Annotated in this window: 13 protein-coding genes; 4 read left to right on the plus strand and 9 right to left on the minus strand. The window is 72.9% G+C overall.

All coding sequences use genetic code 11. The annotated features are described in order from the left end of the window. Position 1: 1 nt before the first annotated feature. Together E2170_RS07900 and E2170_RS07905 are read right to left on the minus strand one after the other, a co-directional pair. Positions 2–628 (minus strand): YdcF family protein, encoded by a 627-nt coding sequence (locus E2170_RS07900; protein ID WP_133000145.1) that lies wholly within the window; start codon positions 626–628, stop codon positions 2–4. After that, positions 625–1581 (minus strand): pyridoxal-phosphate dependent enzyme, encoded by a 957-nt coding sequence (locus tag E2170_RS07905; protein WP_133000146.1) that lies wholly within the window; start codon positions 1579–1581, stop codon positions 625–627. Before E2170_RS07905 ends, E2170_RS07900 begins: the two co-directional genes overlap by 4 nt. A gap of 125 nt (positions 1582–1706) precedes the next feature. Here E2170_RS07905 and E2170_RS13885 point away from each other — a divergent pair, with 125 nt between their 5' ends. Both E2170_RS13885 and mnmG read left to right on the plus strand, forming a co-directional pair. Continuing rightward, positions 1707–2567 (plus strand): hypothetical protein, encoded by an 861-nt coding sequence (locus E2170_RS13885; protein WP_207914951.1) that lies wholly within the window; start codon positions 1707–1709, stop codon positions 2565–2567. 408 nt (positions 2568–2975) lie between these two features. Next, a complete protein-coding gene (gene mnmG, locus E2170_RS07915; protein WP_133000147.1) occupies positions 2976–4862 on the plus strand; it encodes a tRNA uridine-5-carboxymethylaminomethyl(34) synthesis enzyme MnmG in 1887 nt (628 codons plus the stop codon). Positions 4863–4878: 16 nt separating this feature from the next. Here mnmG and E2170_RS07920 read toward each other — a convergent pair whose 3' ends face one another. The 3 genes from E2170_RS07920 to E2170_RS07930 are packed head-to-tail and all read right to left on the minus strand — an operon-like array spanning position 4879 to position 6439. Further along, positions 4879–5799, minus strand: coding sequence for a cation diffusion facilitator family transporter (locus E2170_RS07920; protein WP_133000148.1), 921 nt, complete (start codon positions 5797–5799; stop codon positions 4879–4881). A 59-nt stretch (positions 5800–5858) separates the two neighbouring features. Beyond that, complete coding sequence (locus E2170_RS07925; protein WP_133000149.1) at positions 5859–6038, minus strand: oxidoreductase-like domain-containing protein; 180 nt, start codon at positions 6036–6038, stop codon at positions 5859–5861. Positions 6039–6043: 5 nt separating this feature from the next. Further along, positions 6044–6439 carry a hypothetical protein gene (locus tag E2170_RS07930; protein WP_133000150.1) on the minus strand — a complete coding sequence of 132 codons (396 nt, stop codon included), beginning with the start codon at positions 6437–6439 and terminating at the stop codon, positions 6044–6046. A gap of 158 nt (positions 6440–6597) precedes the next feature. Here E2170_RS07930 and E2170_RS07935 point away from each other — a divergent pair, with 158 nt between their 5' ends. Then, positions 6598–9585 carry a ligand-binding sensor domain-containing diguanylate cyclase gene (locus E2170_RS07935; RefSeq protein WP_243708174.1) on the plus strand — a complete coding sequence of 996 codons (2988 nt, stop codon included), beginning with the start codon at positions 6598–6600 and terminating at the stop codon, positions 9583–9585. 9 nt (positions 9586–9594) lie between these two features. Here the strand turns inward: E2170_RS07935 and E2170_RS07940 are convergent, their stop codons facing one another. Next, positions 9595–12003, minus strand: a complete 2409-nt coding sequence (locus E2170_RS07940; protein ID WP_133000152.1) for a Tex family protein — start codon at positions 12001–12003, stop codon at positions 9595–9597. A 124-nt stretch (positions 12004–12127) separates the two neighbouring features. Next, the gene (locus E2170_RS07945; RefSeq protein WP_133000153.1) at positions 12128–12589 is read right to left on the minus strand and encodes a putative signal transducing protein; all 462 of its coding nucleotides are present in this window, start codon (positions 12587–12589) and stop codon (positions 12128–12130) included. Between the two features lie 27 nt (positions 12590–12616). On the opposite strand from E2170_RS07945, the gene E2170_RS07950 reads away from it, so the two are divergent. Beyond that, entirely contained in the window at positions 12617–13891 is a 1275-nt protein-coding gene (locus E2170_RS07950) for a sialidase family protein (protein WP_133000154.1), read from the plus strand. A 16-nt stretch (positions 13892–13907) separates the two neighbouring features. Here the strand turns inward: E2170_RS07950 and E2170_RS07955 are convergent, their stop codons facing one another. Both E2170_RS07955 and E2170_RS07960 read right to left on the minus strand, forming a co-directional pair. Beyond that, positions 13908–17747, minus strand: a complete 3840-nt coding sequence (locus E2170_RS07955; protein WP_425477871.1) for a translocation/assembly module TamB domain-containing protein — start codon at positions 17745–17747, stop codon at positions 13908–13910. A 92-nt stretch (positions 17748–17839) separates the two neighbouring features. Next, a complete protein-coding gene (locus E2170_RS07960) occupies positions 17840–19747 on the minus strand; it encodes an autotransporter assembly complex protein TamA (RefSeq protein WP_133000156.1) in 1908 nt (635 codons plus the stop codon). Between the last annotated feature and the right edge of the window lie 74 nt (positions 19748–19821).

Raw genomic sequence — 19821 nt, forward strand, 5'->3', positions numbered from 1 at the left:
CTCAGTCCGGCGAAACCACCAGGTCGCGGTGGAAGAAGTACACCTCGCGCGCCAGGAAGCGCCACTGCGTGCGGAAGCTGCGGAAGCGCGTGCTCGGCGTCGGCGAGCCGACCGCGTCGATGCCCAGGCGCCGGCACAGCCGCAGCGCGCGCGCCATGTGCAGCGGGTCGCTGACCACGATCACCTTCTGCAGGTCGTGGTCGGACAGCAGGTCGCGGCTGCGCGCGAGGTTCTGCCAGGTGGTGCGCGACAGGGTCTCGATCAGGATCGCGTCCTCGGGCACGCCCGCTCGCAGGGCATAGGTGCGCGCCACCTGCGACTCCGAGAAGCGCGCGCCGTCGCCGTAGCCGCCGGTGAACACGATCGTCCCGGCGTAGCCGCGCTCGTAGAGATCGATGCCGTGGCGGATGCGTTCGGTGAAGACCGGCGAGGGTCGGGTGTCGTAGGCGGCCGCGCCCAGCACCACGACCGCATCCGCCGGGCCGGCCTGGTCGCGGTTGCCGACGTAGATGATCCAGGCGGCCACGCCCAGCAGCCACAGTACCGCGAGCAGGAACAGCCGCAGCAGCCAGCGCAGCCCCCGGCGCGGGCGCGCGGAACCGCTGCGTCGTCGGCGCCGGCGACTCATGCGGCCCACGGCAGGGCGTCGAGGTCGACGTTGCCCCCCGACAGCACTACGCCCACGCGCAGGCCGGCGAAGCGCCCGGGGTTGCCGAGTACCGCCGCCAGCGTGATCGCCGACGAGGGCTCGACCACCTGCTTCATGCGCTGCCAGAGCAGGCGCATCGCGGCCACGGTGTCGGCGTCGTCGACCACCAGCACCTCGGCGCCGTGCGCGCGCAGGGTGTCGAAGCCGGGCTGGCCCAGGGTGCCGCGCAGGCCGTCGCAGATCGTGTCCGGGGTGAAGTCGGTGACGCGCTCGCCGCGGGCCAGCGAGTCGCGGGTCTCGGCCGCGCCCGCGGGTTCGGCCAGGTACAGCCGGCAGTCCGGGGCGATGGCGGCAAGGGCCAGCGCCGTGCCCGCCGCCAGGCCGCCGCCGCCGACCGGCACCACCAGCGCGTCCAGCGGACCGGCCGTGGCCAGCAGCTCCAGCGTCGCCGTGCCCTGGCCCGCGATCACCGCGGCGTCGGCATAGGGGTGGACGAGGCTCGCCCCGGTGGTCTCGACCACGGCCGCGCAGGCCGCTTCGCGGGCGGCGATGCCGGGCTCGCAGCGGTGGAGGACGGCGCCATAGCCGGCGATTGCGGCCAGCTTGCTGGCCACCGCGCCGCGTGGCACCACCACGTGGCAGGCGATGCCGCGGGTGGCTGCTGCCAGCGCCAGCGCCGCGCCGTGGTTGCCGGATGAATGCGTGGCCACGCCGCGCGCTGCCTCTGCGTCGGTCAGTCGCCACACCGCATTGCAGGCGCCGCGAAACTTGAAGGCACCGGCGCGCTGCAGGTGCTCGGCCTTGAAGGCGAGGTTGCAGCCGGCCATGGCGTCGATCGCGCGCGAACGCAGGACCGGCGTGGTGTGTGCATGGGGCGCGATCCGGGCCGCGGCGGCGAGGACTTCGTCGAAGGTGGCCAAGGCGGCGGACATGTGTTCAGACTAGCCGACTTGCCGCTGCGGTTCAGCAGCGCTCACCCCGTCAGACAGGGGTTAAGGCCCAATTCAATGGCGTGGGCAGACGCTGTGAAGGCGACCACATAACAGGGGGACGCGACATGCGCAAGATCCTCATCGCCCTCGCCACCGCCCTTCTGGCCGGCTGCGCCACGGGTTATGGCTACAGCGAGTACGACGGTTACGGTTACGGCGACTACTACTACGGCAGCCCGTCCTACGGCGGCTACTACGACGATTACTACTACGCGCCGCATGGCTACGGGCCCTACGGGTACTGGCGTGGCGGCGTGGGCCATTACCGGGGTTACGGCTACTACGGCGGCGGCCTGTACGGCAGCTGGGGTTATCCGTGGTATGGCGGCTACGGCTGGCCCGGCTATTACTACCGGCCGCCGCATCGCCCGCGTCCGCGACCGCCGGTCGACGGGGATGGCGACGATCTTCGTCCGCCTCCGATGAGCGGCCCGCTGCCGCCCAACCGCCTGCGTTCGCCCGAAGAACTCCAGCGGATGCGCGAGCAGCGCGGCGTGCCATCGATGGCACGACCGCAGCCGCCGTCCCGGGTGGACGCGGGCACCGGAGCGGATGCGCCGCGCAACCGCCTGCGTCCCCCGCAGGGCCTGCGACCCGGCGTGGCGCCTCCCAGAAACAGTGGCAATGCCCCGGCCCAGCGGGTCTCGCCGGCGCCGCCGCGGCCCACGGCCCCGGCCAGCCGGCTGCGCGAGCCGCAGGGGGTCCGCCCGCCGGTGCCTGCGACCGGTGGTGTTCCGCGGATGTCCGCGCCGCGCCCGGCCGCTCCGGCAGTGCGCCAGGCACCGCCCCGCCCAGTGTCACCGGCGGCCACGTCGCGGCCGGCGGCTGTTCCGCGCCAGACCCCTGTCCAGCGTGCGGCGCCTGCACCGCGCGCGGCACCGTCGCGGCCGGCCCCGCGCTCCTCGTCCTCGAGGGAAGAGCCGTAACGCGAACCCCGTCGCGCAATGGGTCCCCGGACGCTTGCGCCCGGGGCGCAGTCGTCGCAAGCTAGGCCGACTGACCGGTTGCGTCGCTTCCTGACGTATTCCGGGGTGACCAATGTCGACACCCGGCGGGGGAGCCCGGATCCCCCCTGTTCCGCTCCCGCCGGGCGTCGGCGCCATCTTCCGGCGCCGCAGGCCGCTTCCCGCCTGCCGGACAAAAAACGGGGCCGAACGTCCCCCGACGTTCGGCCCCTTCGCTTCCCCGGGATGCGCTCGGCCAGCCCTGTTCCAATCTCCGGCCACGCCCCCCTTGGCGATTGCCATCCCGGGTGCGCCTGTATCGAACGCAGGATGCGTGCCAACCTTTCGCCCTGCCGGCGGCGTCCGGCGACCACGAGCGATAATCGAGACATGCATCACGACTTCCATCGCCACGACGTCATTGTGATCGGCGGCGGCCACGCCGGCACCGAAGCCGCGCTTGCGGCCGCACGTGCCGGCGCGCGCACGCTGCTGCTCACGCACAGCATCGAAACCGTCGGCGCGATGAGCTGCAATCCGGCGATCGGCGGCATCGGCAAGGGCCATCTGGTGCGCGAGATCGACGCGCTGGGCGGGATCATGGCGCGCGCGGCCGACGCGGCCGGCATCCAGTGGCGCCGGCTCAACGCCTCGAAGGGCCCGGCGGTGCGCGCCACGCGCTGCCAGGCCGATCGCGCCCTGTACCGCGCCTTCATCCGCCGCGCCGTGGAGGCGCAGCCGAACCTCACCGTGTTCCAGGCCGCGGTCGACGACCTGGTGGTCGAGAACGGCGCGGTGCGCGGCGCGATCACCCATACCGGCCTGCGCTTCGAGGCGCAGGCGGTGGTATTGACCGCGGGCACCTTCCTGGCCGGCCGCATCCACGTCGGCGAAGCGCAGCACGCCGGCGGGCGCATGGGCGATCCGCCCTCGGTGCGCCTGGCCGAACGCCTGCGCGACGGGCCCTTCGTGGTCGACCGCCTGAAGACCGGCACGCCGCCGCGCATCGACGGCCGTACCCTCGATTACTCGGTGATGGTCGAACAGCCCGGCGACGACCCGCGCCCGGTGTTCTCCTTCATGGGTTCGCGCGAGGACCATCCGGCCCAGGTGTCGTGCTGGATCACCCAGACCACGGAGCGCACGCACGACATCATCCGCGGCGCGCTGCACCGCTCGCCGATGTACTCCGGGCAGATCGAAGGCACCGGGCCGCGCTACTGCCCGTCGATCGAGGACAAGGTGGTGCGCTTCGCCGAGAAGGCCAGCCACCAGATTTTCGTCGAGCCCGAGGGGCTGGATGTCGCCGAGATCTATCCCAACGGCATCTCCACCTCGTTGCCCTTCGACGTGCAGCTCGAGCTGGTGCGCTCGATCACCGGCTTCGAGCGCGCGCACATCACCCGCCCGGGCTATGCGATCGAATACGACTTCTTCGATCCGCGAGGCCTGAAGGCGACGCTGGAGACCAAGGCCGTGGCCGGGCTGTACTTCGCCGGCCAGATCAACGGCACCACCGGCTACGAAGAGGCCGCCGCCCAGGGACTGCTGGCCGGCGCCAATGCCGCGCGTGCGGTGCAGGGCGAGGAAGGCTGGGCGCCGCGGCGCGACCAGGCCTACCTCGGCGTGCTGGTCGACGACCTGGTCACCCACGGCACCAGCGAGCCCTACCGCATGTTCACCAGCCGCGCCGAGTACCGCCTGCAGCTGCGCGAGGACAACGCCGACCTGCGGCTGACGCCGGTGGGTCGGGATCTGGGCCTGGTGGACGATGCGCGCTGGGGCGCGTTCGCGCGCAAGCGCGACGCGGTGGCGGCGGAGACGCAGCGCTTGGGCGCGCTCTGGGCTTCGCCGAACAACGCCGCCGGCCGCGACGCCGCCGCGACGCTGCGCATCGACATCAGCCGCGAGTGCAGCGGCATCGACCTGCTGCGCCGCCCGGAGCTGGACTACGCGAAGCTGGCCGGCGTGGCGTCCTTCGGCCCGGCGGTGGACGATCCCGCGGTGGCCGAACAGGTGGAGATCGAGGCGAAGTATTCCGGCTACCTCGAGCGCCAGCGCGAGGAGATCGCGCGCCAGCGGCGAAGCGAGGAAGCGGCCATCGCCGATGGCTTCGACTACGCCGCGGTGCGCGGCCTGTCGGCCGAACTGCGGCAGAAGCTGGAGCAGGTCAGGCCGCAGACCATCGGCCAGGCGCAGCGCATCCCGGGCATGACGCCGGCGGCGATCTCGCTGCTGCTGGTGCACCTGGAGCGCGCGCGGCGCAGCGCGGCCTGACGCGTCCCGGCACCGGCTACAGGACCATGTCCTCGTAGCTGCGGGGATCGGCGACGGGTTCAAGATGCCCGGTCACGACCATGGCCGGGAACTCCGCGACGATCTTCTCGACCAGATCCTCCATGGCGTCATGCCCGCGCTGCACCGTCCATTCGCCGGGCACCAGCATGTGCATCTCCATGAACTGCCGGGCGCCGGACTCGCGGGTGCGCACCGCGTGGAATTCGATCCGGCCGGGCTCGACATGGGCATCGAGGATGGCCTGGATCCTGGCGTTGTCCTCCGGCGACAGCGACGCATCCATCAGCCCGGCGGTGGATTCGGACACCAGCCGGTAGCCGGTGACCAGGATGTTCACGCCCACCAGGATCGCGATCACCGGATCCAGCCAGTTCCAGCCAGTGATCCACGCCAGCCCCAGGCCCAGCACCACGCCGAACGAGGTGTAGACGTCGGTCATCAGGTGCTTGCCGTCGGCGCGCAGGGTGATCGAGCGGTGCCGGGTGCCGACCCGGATCAGGATCCGCCCGACGATGCCGTTGAGCACGGCGGCCACCATCGAGATGGCCAGGCCGATGCCCAGCGACTCCAGTGGACGGGGATGGATCAGCCGCTCCACACCCAGGTAGATGATCGAGGCCGCGGCGACGAACACCATGATCCCTTCCAGCGCGGCGGAGAAGTACTCGGCCTTGGTGTGCCCGAAGTGGTGGTCGTCATCGGCGGGGCGGGCGGCGATGGTCAGCGAAACCAGGGCGACGATCGCCGCCACCAGGTTGACCATCGACTCGGCGGCGTCCGACAGCAGGCCGACCGATCCGGTGATGGCCCAGGCGCTGGCCTTGAGCAGGACGGTCAGCACCGCCGTCCCGATCGCAAGCCAGGCGTACTTCCTCAGGTCCGGCCTCGCCGCGGCCGGTTCGCGCGCGTGTTCCATGGCGTCATTGTGCCCTGCCGCCCGCAGTGGTCGCGCCGCGTCCCGGGCGTGGCCCGGCCTCAGGCCTGGTCGGGATGCCGCTCCAGCCACTTCGCCAGCTGCTCGCGGTAGTACTGCAGCTCTTCGCTATAGGTGTCGTTGACGCAGGGGTCGCAGCCGCTGTCGCAGCAGTCGCTGGGCAGGGGCGACTCGGGCGGCACGGGGCGGGGATCGTTGTCGGGGAGTTTCGGGCTGCTCACGCCGCCTATTTTCGCACCGGCCGCCAGGAAAAGATCAGCAGCACCAGGCCGGTGATGATGAAGATCGCCACGCCCGAGAGCAGGAAGGGGTCGATGATCCAGGGATCGGCGAGCCTGAATTCACCGGCGTTGATCCGCCGCCAGCCGGCGAAATGCTGGGTCGCGGCCACCACCAGGCCGAGGCTGGCGAGCGAGGCCGCCAGCCAGCGCGGCAGCCAGTGGCGCAGGTCGGGCAGCAGCATCAGCAGGCCCAGCAGGCCGATCACGGTGCGCTGCGTGCGGCAGTAGGGGCAGTTGTAGACCAGGCCGGCGAGGTCGACGGCCCAGGTGGCTAGGCTGGCGAGGATGGCGAACGCGGCGATCAGCCGGACGTGGCGGTGCAGGGTTTCCAGCGTGGGCATGGGGCGCTCCTGTGCGGTGCACGCGTGCGTGGCGCGGATGCGTGAATGGGGCCGCGGCACCGTAGCAGTTCCGTCCGGCACCGGGGGGCGCCGGCCACCATGGCGGGTGGCACTTGCTACAATCCACCGCAGACGTGGACAGGGGCGCGTTGACCGGCATGCCAGGACTGGATGCATCCATCCCGGCCGCGCGCGCGCGGCTGACGAGCGCGTTCGCCGCGTGGATCCCCGTCTGTGCCTGGCTCGTCCTGGCCCTGGCCGCAGGCCCTGCGCAGGCACTGGACCCGTCGCTGCCGTCGGAGCGCTACACCGTCACCCGCTGGAGCGCGGACGACGGCCTGCCGCACAGCCAGATCCACGACATCAGCCAGGACCGCGACGGTTTCCTGTGGGTGGCGACCTGGGAAGGTACGGTGCGCTTCGACGGGCGCGGCTTCCGCGAAGTCGAGTACCTCAACCATCCCGATGGACGCCGCCTGCCGTCCCGGCGGTTCTGGCGCGAGGCCGATGGCGACCTGCTGGTCGCCGTGGACCACCTCGGTCTGATGCGGGTCGACGGGCGCGGCGATGCGCAGCCCGCCTGTGCGCAGCATCCCGGACTGGAGGTCATGCGCGTCGCGCGCGGCGGCGACGGGCTGCCCTGGATCGCGGCCAGGGACGGCCTGTACCGGCTGCAGGCCGATGGTGGATGCGTCCGGCTGGAGCACGGCGATGATCTGGCCGGAATGGACGTGCTGGCGCTGCTGGCGCAGGACGACGGCAGCCTCTGGATCGGCAATCGGCGCGGGCTGTATCGCTGGCACGAGGGCCGGTTCGAGCCGCTGGGCGAGCGCCTGGGGCTGCCGCCGGGCGAGGTGCGCGGTCTGGAGAAGTCCGGCGATGGCGACGTCTGGATCGGTGGTGACCACGGCGTGTGGCGGCTGCGCGGCCGGCGCCTGGAGCGCCTGCGCAGCGACCGCGCAGAAGGCCTGCTGCACGACAGCAACGGCGCGCTGTGGGTGGCGGCGACCGAAAGCCGGGTGCTGCGCTACTGGCAGGGCGAGTGGCAGCAGCTCGACGAGCGCCACGGCATCGCCGGCTACGCTTCGGGAGCCCTGTTCGAGGGGCGCGAGGGGCTGATCTGGTTCGGCACCACCCACGGCCTGTTCCGCATCGCCGACGGCCCGGTCTGGGGCATCGGGCGGCAGCACGGCCTGGCGAACAACTACGTGCGCAGCCTGCTGCAGACCCCCGATGGACAGGCCTGGATCGGGCATTCGGGCGGCCTGAGCCGGATGCGCGGCTCGCGGATCGAAACCGTGATCCCGGGCCCGCACTGGCCGGACGCCTCGTCGGTGCTGTCGATGGCGCGGGCCGCGGACGGCGGCATCTGGGCGGGCACCTACAACCGCGGCGTGCTGCACGTGGGCGCGGGCCCCGGCGCGCCGGCCAGGGCGCTGGCCGAAGGCGGCAGTCCGCTGGCCAGCGAACAGGTGCGCGCGCTGCTGGAGGACCGCGACGGCACGCTCTGGATCGGCACCGAACGCGGACTCGTGGCCTGGCGCAAGGGGCGCCTGGAGCCGCGGCCGCTGCCGGATCTGCCGCAACTGCCGGTGCGTGCCCTGCACCGGAGCGCCGACGGCTCGCTGTGGATCGGCCTGCTCGGTGGCCTTGCGCACCTGGACGCCGAAGGCCGGCTGGCGGTGCTGGAGCCGGAGGAGGATTTCCCGGCGCGCTCCGCGCTCGACTTCCGCGACGAGGACGACGGCACGCTGTGGATCGCCAGCGACCGCGGCATGCTCCGATACCGCGATGGCCGTTTCCGCCTGTATGGCCGCGAGCAGGGACTCACCGGCAGCGCCCTGTTCCGGATCCTCGGCGACGACCACGGCAACCTGTGGGTCAGCGGCAACGAAGGCGTGACCCGCATCCCGCGGGCCTCGTTCGACGCCATCGACCGCGGCCAGGCCACGCGCCTGGACATGCAGGCCTTCGCGCGCGACGACGGCATGCCCAGCCGCCAGTCCAACGGCGGCAGCGCACCGGCGGGCGCGCGCATGGCCAACGGCGACCTGTGGATGCCGACCGCGGAGGGCATCGCGGTGTTCGACCCGGCGCGGGTGATGGATGCCTATCGCGGCGAGGTCTCGCTGCGGGTGGACCAGGTGGTTGTGGACGGCAAGGCGGTGGCCACCGGCGCGACCGAACACGCGGTGCCGGCGGGCGCGCGCCTGGTGATCCGCTATACCGGCATCAGCCTGCGCAACCCCAACGGCCTGCGCTACCGCTACCGCATGCACGGATTCGACCCGGACTGGATCGAGGCCGGGCAGGCCGACGAGGTGACCTATACCAACCTGCCGCCGGGGCGGTTGCGCTTCGAGGTGCAGGTGGCGCGGGCGCCGGTCGACTGGTCGCGGCCGGCGAGCACGACCGGGGTCGGCGTCCGCGTGGGTTCGCACTGGTGGACGCAACCCTGGGCGCCGGCGCTGGCCGTGGCCGTCCTGCTGCTGCTGTTCGTCGCCATCCACCAGTGGCTGGGTCGCCACCAGCGCCGGCGCCAGCGTCGCCTGGAATCGACCGTGGCGCAGCGCACCGCCGAACTGCGCGAAAAGAACCGCGAACTGGAGGACGCGTCGCGCCAGCGCGAACGGTTGATGGAGCAGCTCGCCCACCAGGCCAGCCACGACCCGCTGACCGGCCTGCCCAACCGTCGCGCGAGTGACCAGGCGCTGGCCGCCGCGATCGCGCAGGCCGATGCGACCGGGCGGCCGCTGTGCGTGGCGATCATCGACGTCGACCGCTTCAAGGCGATCAACGACCGCCACGGCCACCAGACCGGCGACCGCGTGCTGGCGCGCGTGGCGCAGCAGCTGCGCGCGTCGCTGCGGCAGCCGCCAACCTTCGTGGGTCGCACCGGCGGCGAGGAGTTCCTGGCGGTGATGCGAGAAGCGACGATGCCCGACGCGATCGCCCGGCTGGAGCGCGCGCGCCTGGATATCGCCGCCATGCGCCTGGAGCCCGACGGCGAGGTGCTGGCGTGCACGATCAGCATCGGCGTGGTGGCCTACCGCGCGGGCGAGGGTTCCGACGGTGTGCTGCGGCGCGCGGACGAGGGGCTGTACGAGGCGAAGCGGCGCGGACGCGACCGGATCGTCGCGTCCTGAGCGCGCGCCTCAGCTGCGCCTGGCGCGGGCGAAGGCGTCGGCGAGGGCGTTGTTGGCCGGCGCCGCCGAGGGCTTCGCCGCGCCGCCGCCCGGACGCCCGCCGCGCGGGCCGTTGCCCGGACCATTGCCGCGCGCGCTGTTACCCGGGCCGTTGCCGCCCGGGCGGTTGCGCGCCTCGCGCCCGCCACCGTCGCGGCGTGCCTCTTCGCGCGCCTCGCGCGGCGCCGGACTGTCGTCCAGCCGCCGCGTGAGCGCGATGCGCTTGCGGGCGACGTCGACCTCCAGCACCTTCACCTTGACGATGTCGCCGGCCTTCACCACTTCGCGCGGGTCCTTCACGTAGCGGTCGGACAGCGCCGAGATATGGACCAGGCCGTCCTGGTGCACGCCGATGTCGACGAAGGCGCCAAACGCCGCGACGTTGCTGACCACGCCTTCCAGGATCATGCCCTCGCGCAGGTCCTTGATGTCCTCCACGCCCTCGGCGAACTTCGCCGCCTTGAACTCGGGGCGCGGGTCGCGGCCGGGCTTTTCCAGCTCGGCGAGGATGTCGCGCACGGTCGGTTCGCCGAAGCGCTCGTCAACAAAGTCGCGGGCTTTCAGCGTGCGCACGAAGCCGCCGTCGCCGACCAGGGCCTGGATCGGCTTGCCGGTGGCGGCGACGATGCGCTCGACCACCGGATAGGCCTCGGGATGCACCGCCGATGCGTCCAGCGGCTCGTCGCCGTCGGCGATGCGCAGGAAGCCGGCGCACTGCTCGAAGGTCTTGTCGCCCAGGCGCGGCACCTTCAGCAGGTCTTTCCGGCGCTTGAACGGGCCGTTGGCGTCGCGGTGGGTGACGATGTTCTCGGCCACCGTCGACGACAGCCCGGACACGCGCGCGAGCAGGGCGCTGGAGGCGGTGTTCACGTGTACGCCGACCGCGTTCACGCAGTCCTCGACGCGGGCATCAAGCGCGCGCGCGAGCTTGTACTGGTCGACGTCGTGCTGGTACTGGCCGACGCCGATCGCCTTGGGCTCGATCTTCACCAGCTCGGCCAGCGGATCCTGCAGGCGGCGGGCGATCGACACCGCGCCGCGCAGGGAGACGTCGAGGCCGGGGAATTCCTTCGCCGCGAGTTCCGACGCGGAATACACCGAGGCGCCGGCCTCGCTGACCACGATCTTCTGCATTTTCAGCTCCGGCGCGAGCTTCAGCAGATCCGCGGCCAGGCGGTCGGTCTCGCGCGAGGCGGTGCCGTTGCCGATGGCGATGAGCTGCACGCCGTGCGCGGTGCACAGCTTCCTCAGCGTGGCCAGCGATGCATCCCACTGCCGCCGCGGCTCGTGCGGATAGATGGTGTCGGTGGCGACCAGCTTGCCGGTGGCGTCGACCACGGCGACCTTCACCCCGGTGCGCAGGCCGGGGTCGAGGCCGAGCACGGACTTCGGGCCGGCGGGCGCGGCCAGCATCAGGTCGACGAGGTTGTCGCCGAACACGGTGATCGCCTCGGCCTCGGCCTTCTCGCGCGCCTGGGTGAACAGGTCGAGCATCAGGTGCAGCTGCAGCTTGGCGCGCCAGGCCAGGCGGCAGGCGTTGAGCAGCCAGGCGTCGGCGGGGCGGCCGGCGGCCCGTATGCCGGCGTGCAGGGCGACGCGGCCCTCGGCGTAGGCGTTGCCGGCTTCGATGTCGGCACCGGGGTCGAGTTCGAGCTGCAGGAATTCCTCGCGGCGGCCGCGGAACAGCGCCAGCAGGCGGTGCGACGGGATCTTCGCCAGCGGTTCGGCGTGGTCGAAGTAGTCGCGGAACTTCTCGCCGGCGGTTTCCTTGCCTTCGGCGACCTTCGAGCGGATCACGCCGGCGCTGGACAGCCACTCGCGCAGTTCGCCGACCAGGGTGGCGTCCTCGCCCCAGCGTTCGAGCAGGATCGCGCGTGCGCCTTCCAGCGCGGCCTTGGCATCGGCCACGCCCTTGTCGGCGTCGACGAAGCCGGCGGCGAAGTCTTCCGGCACCTGCGAGGGATCGGCCAGCAGGCCGTCGGCCAGCGGCTCCAGCCCGGCCTCGCGCGCGATCTGCGCGCGGGTGCGGCGCTTCGGCTTGTAGGGCAGGTACAGGTCTTCCAGCCGCGCCTTGCTGTCGGCGGCTTCAATGTCGGCGCGCAGTTCGTCACTGAGCTTGCCTTGTTCGTCGATGCTGGCAAGGATCGCGGCGCGGCGGTCCTCCAGCTCGCGCAGGTAGCCCAGGCGCACTTCGAGGTCGCGCAGCTGGGTGTCGTCCAGGCCGCCGGTGACTTCCTTGCGGTAGCGGGCGATGAAGGGCACGGTCGCGCCTTCGTCGAGCAGGCCCACGGCGGCTTCGACCTGGCTGCGTTGGGCGCCGATCTCCTCGGCGATGGTCTGGGCGATCTTGCGCGCGAGCGCGGGGGACACTTCGGGCATCAGGAGGCTTGCATCGTGCGGCCAGGGCCGCGGAACCGCCGATTGTCGCCCCCTGCCGCGGCGCGCGGTACCCGTTGACAGGGGCGCGCGGCTGCGCTGCGCGGGCGCCCGGCAGCCGCTGGCTTCAGACGCGACGCACCGATGATCCAGCATCCGCGCGGCGGCGCCAGGGCAGCGGCAGCCCGAACAGCATCAGCGCAGCCCACGCGATCCGGCTGGAAAGGCTTTCCCGGTCGGGCGCCAGCAGCGCATCGGGCTCGCGCCGGGCACCGCCCGCCGCGCCCCTGCCGTCCACGCCACACGCCCCGTGGTCCCGTCCCTCGCGGTCCTCGCGGTCTTCGCGAGAGACCGTGTCTTCATCAAGCGCGTACTCGCCGGCCTCCAGCGCCGCCAGCACCCGCCGCGCATGCATGACCTGTTCGTCCGGCACGCGCAGGCGCATGCCGCCGATCGCCAGCCGCCACTCCCAGTTGGCGATCGCGGTGCCGGTGTCGTCCAGGCGCGCGGGGATGCCTTCGGCCTGCAGCAGGCCGAGCGCGAGCTGCGCTTCGATCGGATCGGAGTAGGCGGCGACGGTGGTGAACATGTCCGGGGCCTACGGTACGCTGCGACCATGCGTACCGCCATCCTTGCCCTCGCCGTGCTGGGCCTCGTCGCCGGCTGCGGCGGCGAGGCGCCGGCCCCCGCCGCTTCCGCCGGCCCCTCGATCGATCCCGCCGTCGAGCGCGTGGTCGAGGACTGGCCGCTGCCGGCCATGCTGCCCGGCTCGGCCCTGCCCGACCTGGTATCGGTGGACGGCGGCAAGCTGCTGCTGTCGTGGACCAACTCGCAGCGCGGCCGCCGCCACATCCTGCAGTTCTCCAGCTACGACGTGGCCGGACAGCGCTGGGAAACCGCGCCGGCCACGATCGCGGTCGGCAACAGCATGTTCGTGAACTGGGCCGACACGCCGCACATCATGGCCACGCGCGACGGCGCGCTGTGGGCGCACTGGCTGCAGAAGAACGGCGACGCGCCCTACGCCTACGACGTGATGCTCGCGACCTCGCGCGACGGCGGCCGCCGCTGGAGCGAGCCGGTCAGCCCGCACGACGACGGCACGCAGACCGAGCACGGCTTCGTCTCGCTGTGGCCGCGGGCCGACGGCGGGCTGGGCATCGCCTGGCTGGACGGCCGCAACACGGCGGCCCGCGGCGACGGGCACGGCGAGCATGCCGGTGCCATGACCCTGCGCGCGTCCGGCATCGACGGCGCCCTGCGCCGCAGCGCCGACGTCGAGATCGACGCCCGCGTCTGCGACTGCTGCCAGACCAGCGCCGCGGTCACCGCGCGCGGACCGCTGCTGGTCTACCGCGGCCGCAGCGAGGGCGAGATCCGCGACATCCTCGCCACCCGCCTCGACGGCGAGGCCTGGACCGCGCCCAAGCCGGTGCATGCCGACGGCTGGGAAATGCCCGCCTGCCCGGTCAACGGACCCTCGGTGGCCGCCGAAGGCGAGACGGCCGTGGTCGGCTGGTACACCGCCGCCGGTGGCGAGCCCGAGGTCCGCATCGCCGCCAGCAGCGATGCCGGCGACAGCTTCGCCGCACCGGTGGTGGTCGATGCCGGCGAGGCCGTGCACGGCCGCGTCGCCGTCGCGCTCGCCGACGGCCAGGCCTGGGTGCTGTGGCTGCGCGAGGACGCCGACGGCCAGTCGATCTGGCTGTCGCGGCGCTCGCCCGACCTCGCCACCGAGCACCAGCGGCTGCAGGTGGCCGCGCTCGCCGGCCGCGGCCGCGGCACCGGCTTCCCGCAGCTGGCGGTGGCCGCCGGCATCGCCCACGTGGTGTGGACCGATGTCGACAATGGCGTCGCCGGCCTGCGCGGCGCGCGCCTGGTCACCCGATAGGCCCGGGGGGCGTCTGTCAGCGCTCGTGCCGGTAGTTGATCGAGCCGCGGCTCTCCAGCGTGCTCGATTCGATTTCGACGTCGAAGCCCTTGCGCAGCAGGTATTTCAGCGTCAGCACCTGGCCGGTGCCCAGCAGCGAGACGCCGAAGCCGACGTACAGCCGCGGTGACAGCTGCTTGCCGATGCCGAGCACGCTGCCGCCCAGGGTGCGCGACTGGCTCACGCCGGCGTCGTCCAGACCGATCTGCTTGCCCAGCTGCCCGGCCAGCAGGCTGCCGCCGGCGTTGAGCGCGGCCGAGGCGGCGTCGAGGTCGCTGGCCTGGCTGCCGCTCAGGCTCGACAGCGGCCGGCCCAGGGCGAGGTAGGCCAGGGCCTCGGATTCGTCGCTGGCGGGGTCGGTCCAGACCCGCGCGCGCGGCGCCGAGGCGCGCCCGCTGACGTCGATGCCGGCGGTGACGCTGTCGACCTTGCGCTCGGCGCGGATGTCGAGCACCGGGTCGGAGACCGGCGTGTTCGACCACGACAGCCGGCCACGGGAAATCACAAGCTCCTGGCCGTAGGCCTCGTAGCGCCCGGCGACCTCGAGCAGGCCGGTGCCTGTCATCTCCCGGCCTGCGCGCGAGCGCACGCGCAACTCGCCGGTGAGGTCGCCCTCCAGGCCGAAGCCGTTGAGGTGGACGTCGTCGCCCATGGCGAGGGTGAGGTCGAGTTCCATCGGCGTTGCCGGGCCGTCGTCGGGCTTCACCGGATCCAGCACCACCACGTCGGGCGAGGTCGAAACGCCGTCGCTCAGGCGCTCCAGGTCCATGCGCGCGCTGGCCACCAGCACGCGGCCGCTGACCTGCAGCGGCCGTGCCGCCGCGTAGTTGACCTCGAGGTCGGGGCTGGCGACCGCGTGCAGGTCGCGGGTGTCGGACACCAGCACCTTGTCGCCGCTGATCCGCAGCTGCAGTGGCGTGCCCTCGCTGCGCCAGCCGAGACTGCCGTCGATCGCCAGCCGGCCCTCGCCGCCGGTGCCGAGGCTGCCGCTGATGCGCGCGTTGCCGTCGGGCAGCGCGTCCAGGCTGGCCTGGCCGTCGACGATCGCGATCGCCAGCGAGGGGATCTCGGCGGCGAAGGCGCTGAGCCTGGCATGGCCGCCGAGCAGCGGCTCGGCGCGGGTGCCGGCCAGCTGGATGTCGGCGTCAAGCTGGCCGGTGGGCGAGACGATGTCGGGCGAGAACAGCTCCAGCCAGGTCAGCTCGCTGGTGGCGGCGGTGATGTTGCCGTCCAGCGGCGCGTAGGCGTCCCAGCCGGTGCGCAGGCGGGCGTCGATGCGGCCGTTGCCGTTGAAGCCCAGGCCCACGGTGGCGTCGATGCGGTTGGCGTCGAAGCTCGATTCCAGCGCCAGGCCGCTGTAGGAGACCACGTCGCGGCGCGAGCGCGCGCTGGCGCGCAGGGCGCCGCTGGCCGAGCTGGCGTTGACGTGGCCCTGCCAGGCGTTGCCCGAGGGGCGCAGGCGGGCGTCGATGTCGATGCTGCCGTCGAGGAACCAGGGGCGGCCGCTCTCCTGCTCCGGCAGGTAGGGCGTGGCCAGGGCCAGCGGCAGGCCGCGGCCGTCGACTTCCAGCCCCTGCCGCGGCCAGTCGGCGCTGGCGCAGAGCTGGCCGCCGACGCTGGAGGCCAGGCAGGCCGGGGACAGGGTGAAGGCCGCGCTGCCGGTCTGCACGAAGGCCGCGGGGGCTTCCAGGCGCCAGGAGGCACCGGTCGCGGGCGCCGCCTGCAGGCTGTCCAGCGCACCCCGCCAGAGGCCGTTGGCGCTGCGGCGCGCGCTGCCGGACAGCGAGGCGTTGCCGATCTCGCCTTGGGCGTCGGCGTCGAACTGCAGGTCCTCCATCGCACCGCGCGCGCGCACGGCCAGCGTGTCCAGCGCGACGCCGGCCTGCACGCCGCGGGCGTCGAGGCCGAGCTCGCCGCTGCCGCCGCGCCAGGGCAGGCGGCCGTCCAGGTGCAGGCTGTCGGCGACGTAGTCGCCGTAGCGCAGGCCGCTGCCATCGAGGTTGGCGCGGAGGTCGGGGCTGTCGCGGCCGCCGGTGACTTCGACCGTGCCGTCCAGGCGTCCGGCGGCGCCGGGCAGGAGGTCGTCCAGGCGCAGTGGCGACAGCGAGGCCTCGATGTCCAGGCGGTCGTCGACGCGGCCGCGGGCATCGATCCGGCTTGCGCCGATGACCAGCGCCGCCTCGCCGTCGAAGGCGGCGGCCGCGGCGCTGCCGGCCGCGGCGCCGTGCATGGCGAAGCTGGCCTGGCCCGACAGCCGGCGCCCGCGCAGCTGGCCGCCGAGCCGGTCGGCATCGACGGTGACTTCGAGTCCGCCGTCGTCGCGGGTGTGGCCGGTGCTGGCCAGGCGGCCGTCGATGGCGCCCTTGAAGTCGGGCGCGAAGTAGCCGGGGTCGAAGCCGCTCAGGGAGGCGTCGATCTGCCAGCCCAGCGCCGGTGCCCAGGCCACGTGGCCGCTGCCTTCCAGGCGCCCGGTCGGCGTGCGCGCGACCAGGCTCCGCAGGTCAAGCCGCTCCTGGTTGCCGCGGCCGCGCAGTTCGACCTGGGCGGTGTCGCCATCGCGGCCGAGTTCGGCCTTGCCGACGATGGCCCAGGCCTGGGCGGTGCCGGCGATGCCGAGGTCGGCGTCGGCGCGCACGGTCGCCGCGGGGTCGGGCGCGCCGCCGTCTTCCGGCGTCGGCGCCCAGGCCAGGCCGCGGGCGACCACGGCGTAGCGCACGTTGGCGGCCTGCGGATCCTCGAAGTCGCCGCGGCCGGTCACGGTCACGCGGCCTTCCAGCACATCGACCACCAGTGGATCGAACTCCAGCACCTGCTCGTGGAGGCTGACCACCGAGGGCTGGATCGTGGCCTGCAGCTCGCCGCGGGCCAGTTCGCCCTGCAGCTCGGCGCGGCCGCCCTTGCCTTCGGCCGACAGGTCGAAGGACAGCGGCGTGCCCGGCTCGCCCAGGCCGGCCAGCAGCGCGGGATCCAGCGCCTCGCTCGCGGCCTTGAAGGTCCAGTCCGGCGCACCCGCGCCGCGCAGCATCAGGCGCGCGCGCACCGGTGCCGGCGCGTGGCCCGACAGCGCCACGTCCAGCGCGGACACGTCGCCGCGGGCGACCAGGCCCAGGCGCGGCCGCGTGCTCCCGGCCGGCGCCGGCAGCAGCGCCGAGGCGGTCAGGTCCATGCGGTAGTCGTCGCCAGGCGCGTAGTCGCCGTGGGCCAGGAACAGGCCGCGGTCGCTGTCCACCACCACGTCGCGCAGCTGCAACTCGCCGCGGCGCGCGTGCAGGCCGCCGCGCACGCGGGCGATGTCGATCATCGGCTCGCCGCCGCGGAGCACGCGGAAGCCGTCGATCTCGATGATGTCCGCCTGCAGGCCCAGCGGCGGCTCGATCTGCGGCAGCACTTCCGGCCAGCGCGGCAGCGAGAACGGCTCGCCGTCGTCGGACGGCGGCAGCTCCAGCACCGCGTCTTCCACCTGCGCCGCGTCCAGGCGCAGCAGGCGACCGAACAGCGGGCGGATCGCCGGGTCGAGGGTGATCCGCTTCGCGCTGAAGCGCAGCGCATTGGGCGAGGCACACTGGCCGTAGGGCACCGGCTGGTCGTCGACCTCGGGGCAGACCAGCTGCTGGAAGGCGACGTCGTGCAGGGTCAGCGGTCCGGACGCCGGGCCTTCGGCATCGCGCCACTCCAGGGTGGTGCCCGCGGGCAGGCGCGCCACCACCTGCGACAGCAGGAAGTCGCGGCCGCCGAGCGTGGACAGCAGCCACCAGGCCAGCACCAGCACCAGCGCGCCCAGCGCGGCCATGCCGATCGCGCTGCGCACCGCCAGCATCCGCGCGCGCGCGCGGCGACGGGCGCGCAGCTCGGCGATCCGCGCCTCGCGCTCCTCGGGGGTCAGGTCGGGCGTGCGTGCCTTGCGTGCCATCAGAGGTTGGTGCCGATGTTGAGGTGCAGGGTGAAGGGCGAATCCGGGTCGTCGAGGCCGCGGGCGATGTCCAGCCGCAGCGGGCCGACCGGCGTCTGCCAGCGCAGGCCGATGCCGACGCCGGTGCGCAGGTCGGGCGAACCGTCGAAGGCGCTGCCGGTATCGACGAAGGCGGCCATGCCCCAGGGGCCGTCGCCGAAGTAGTGCTCGTACTCTGCGCTGGCGGTAATCACGTGGCGTGCGCCCAGGGCGAAGCCCTTGTCGTCGTCGCCGACCACGCGCGGGCCGACCTCGCGCCATTCGTAGCCGCGGATGCTGCCGTCGCCGCCGGCGTAGAAGCGCAGGCTGGGCGGCATGCCGTTCAGGGCGTCGGTCTCGGTGCGGCCGTATTCGCCGCGCAGGATGAAGCGGTCGCTGTCGCCGACGCCCAGGTACCAGTGCGCGCGGGCGTGGAACTGCAGGAAGCTGGCCTCGGAGCCCGCGCCCTCGACGCCGCCGCGCAGCAGCAGGCTGCCGCTGTAGCCGCTGCGCGGGAACAGGGTGTCGTCGATGTCGACGTAGGTCGCGCGCAGCGAGGGGTAGGTGAACGTGGCGTAGCGGTACACCGGCGGCGTGGTGGGGTCGTCGTCGTCCTCGTACTCGTAGGCCCAGCGCTCGCGCAGGGCATGCATCGAGGCCACCAGGTTGAGGTGCCGGTTGTACTGGCCGCTGCGGCTGGCGGCGAACTCCACGCGCCGGCTGTCGATGTAGTCGGTCTGCTCGTCGGCGGCCTGGAGGCTGACGGTGTACCAGCCGTCGAGCCAGCGGAAGGCCGGGATCCGGTACTGCAGGGTGAGCATCTTGCGCTTGTCGGCATAGTCGATGTCCCACAGCGCCTTGTGCCCGCGCCGGTTGACGTAGCGGCGCTGCTGGCCCAGGCGGATACCGGGGCCGCTGTCGGTGCCGTAGCTGATGCCGGCGGTGTAGACGTCGCGCTTGGCCGGGGTCAGGGTCACGTCCACCGGCACTTCGTGGTCGATCGCGTCTTCGGGACGCGGGGTGATGTCGACGCGGCTGAAGTAGTCCAGCGAATTGAGCGAGGTGCGCAGGCGGTCGAGGCGGCCCTGATGGTAGTACTCGCCTTCGTTCCAGTAGACCAGGCGCTCAAGCAGGGCGTTGTCCACGACCTCGTGCGGCGTCTGCACGATGTGAGTCGGGCCCATGTCGTAACGCTCGCCGCTGGTCCACACCAGCTCCATGTCGGCGGCGTGCTCGGCGCGGGTGACCGCGATCCGGCGCGCGCTGAAGTCGGCGTCGAAGTAACCGCGCTCGGCCAGGCGGCGGCTGACCCGCGCCTTGCTGGCTTCGTAGGTGGGGTGGTGCAGGATCGAGCCTTCGCGCGGGATGAAATCGTCCAGCTCCTCCTCGAGGTAGGGGTCGTCGCTGCCGTCGCCGATGATCGCGATGTCGGCGCTGCGCACGCGCACCGGTTCGCCGGGTTCGACCGTGATCACGACCTGCAGCGGTGCCTGGCCGACACCCCGCGCGCGCGCGGCACCGGCCTCGCGCACCACCTCGGCGGTGGCGGCGGCGCTGTCGGCGGGCGCCTCCGCCGCCTCGGCCGCGGTGTCCAGCACCACCCGGCGTTCGCCGTCGCGCACGCGTTCGACCACGATCCGCGGCGAGTAGTAGCCGAAGGGTTCCAGCGCCTCGCGGGTCTCGTCGCCGGCCGCGCGCAGCATGTAGGCCAGGCGGCGCCAGGTGACCTCGTCGCCGATGGCATCGACCAGCGAGAGCGAGGTGCGGACGTTTTCCTCCATCTCGTCGTCAAGGCCGACGACTTCGACCGAGGACACGCTGGCGGCGTGGGTGCCGCCAGCGAAGGCGAGAAGGAGCAGGGCGGCTGCGACACGGGGGAGGGCTGGCATCGGGGCAGGATACCGGTGACGTGTCGATGATCCATTAATGCCGACGCAGCGGCCTTCTTCCCCTCAGGGCGGGG

The organism is Luteimonas arsenica (genome assembly GCF_004352825.1).
Classification (GTDB): Bacteria; Pseudomonadota; Gammaproteobacteria; order Xanthomonadales; family Xanthomonadaceae; genus Luteimonas; species Luteimonas arsenica.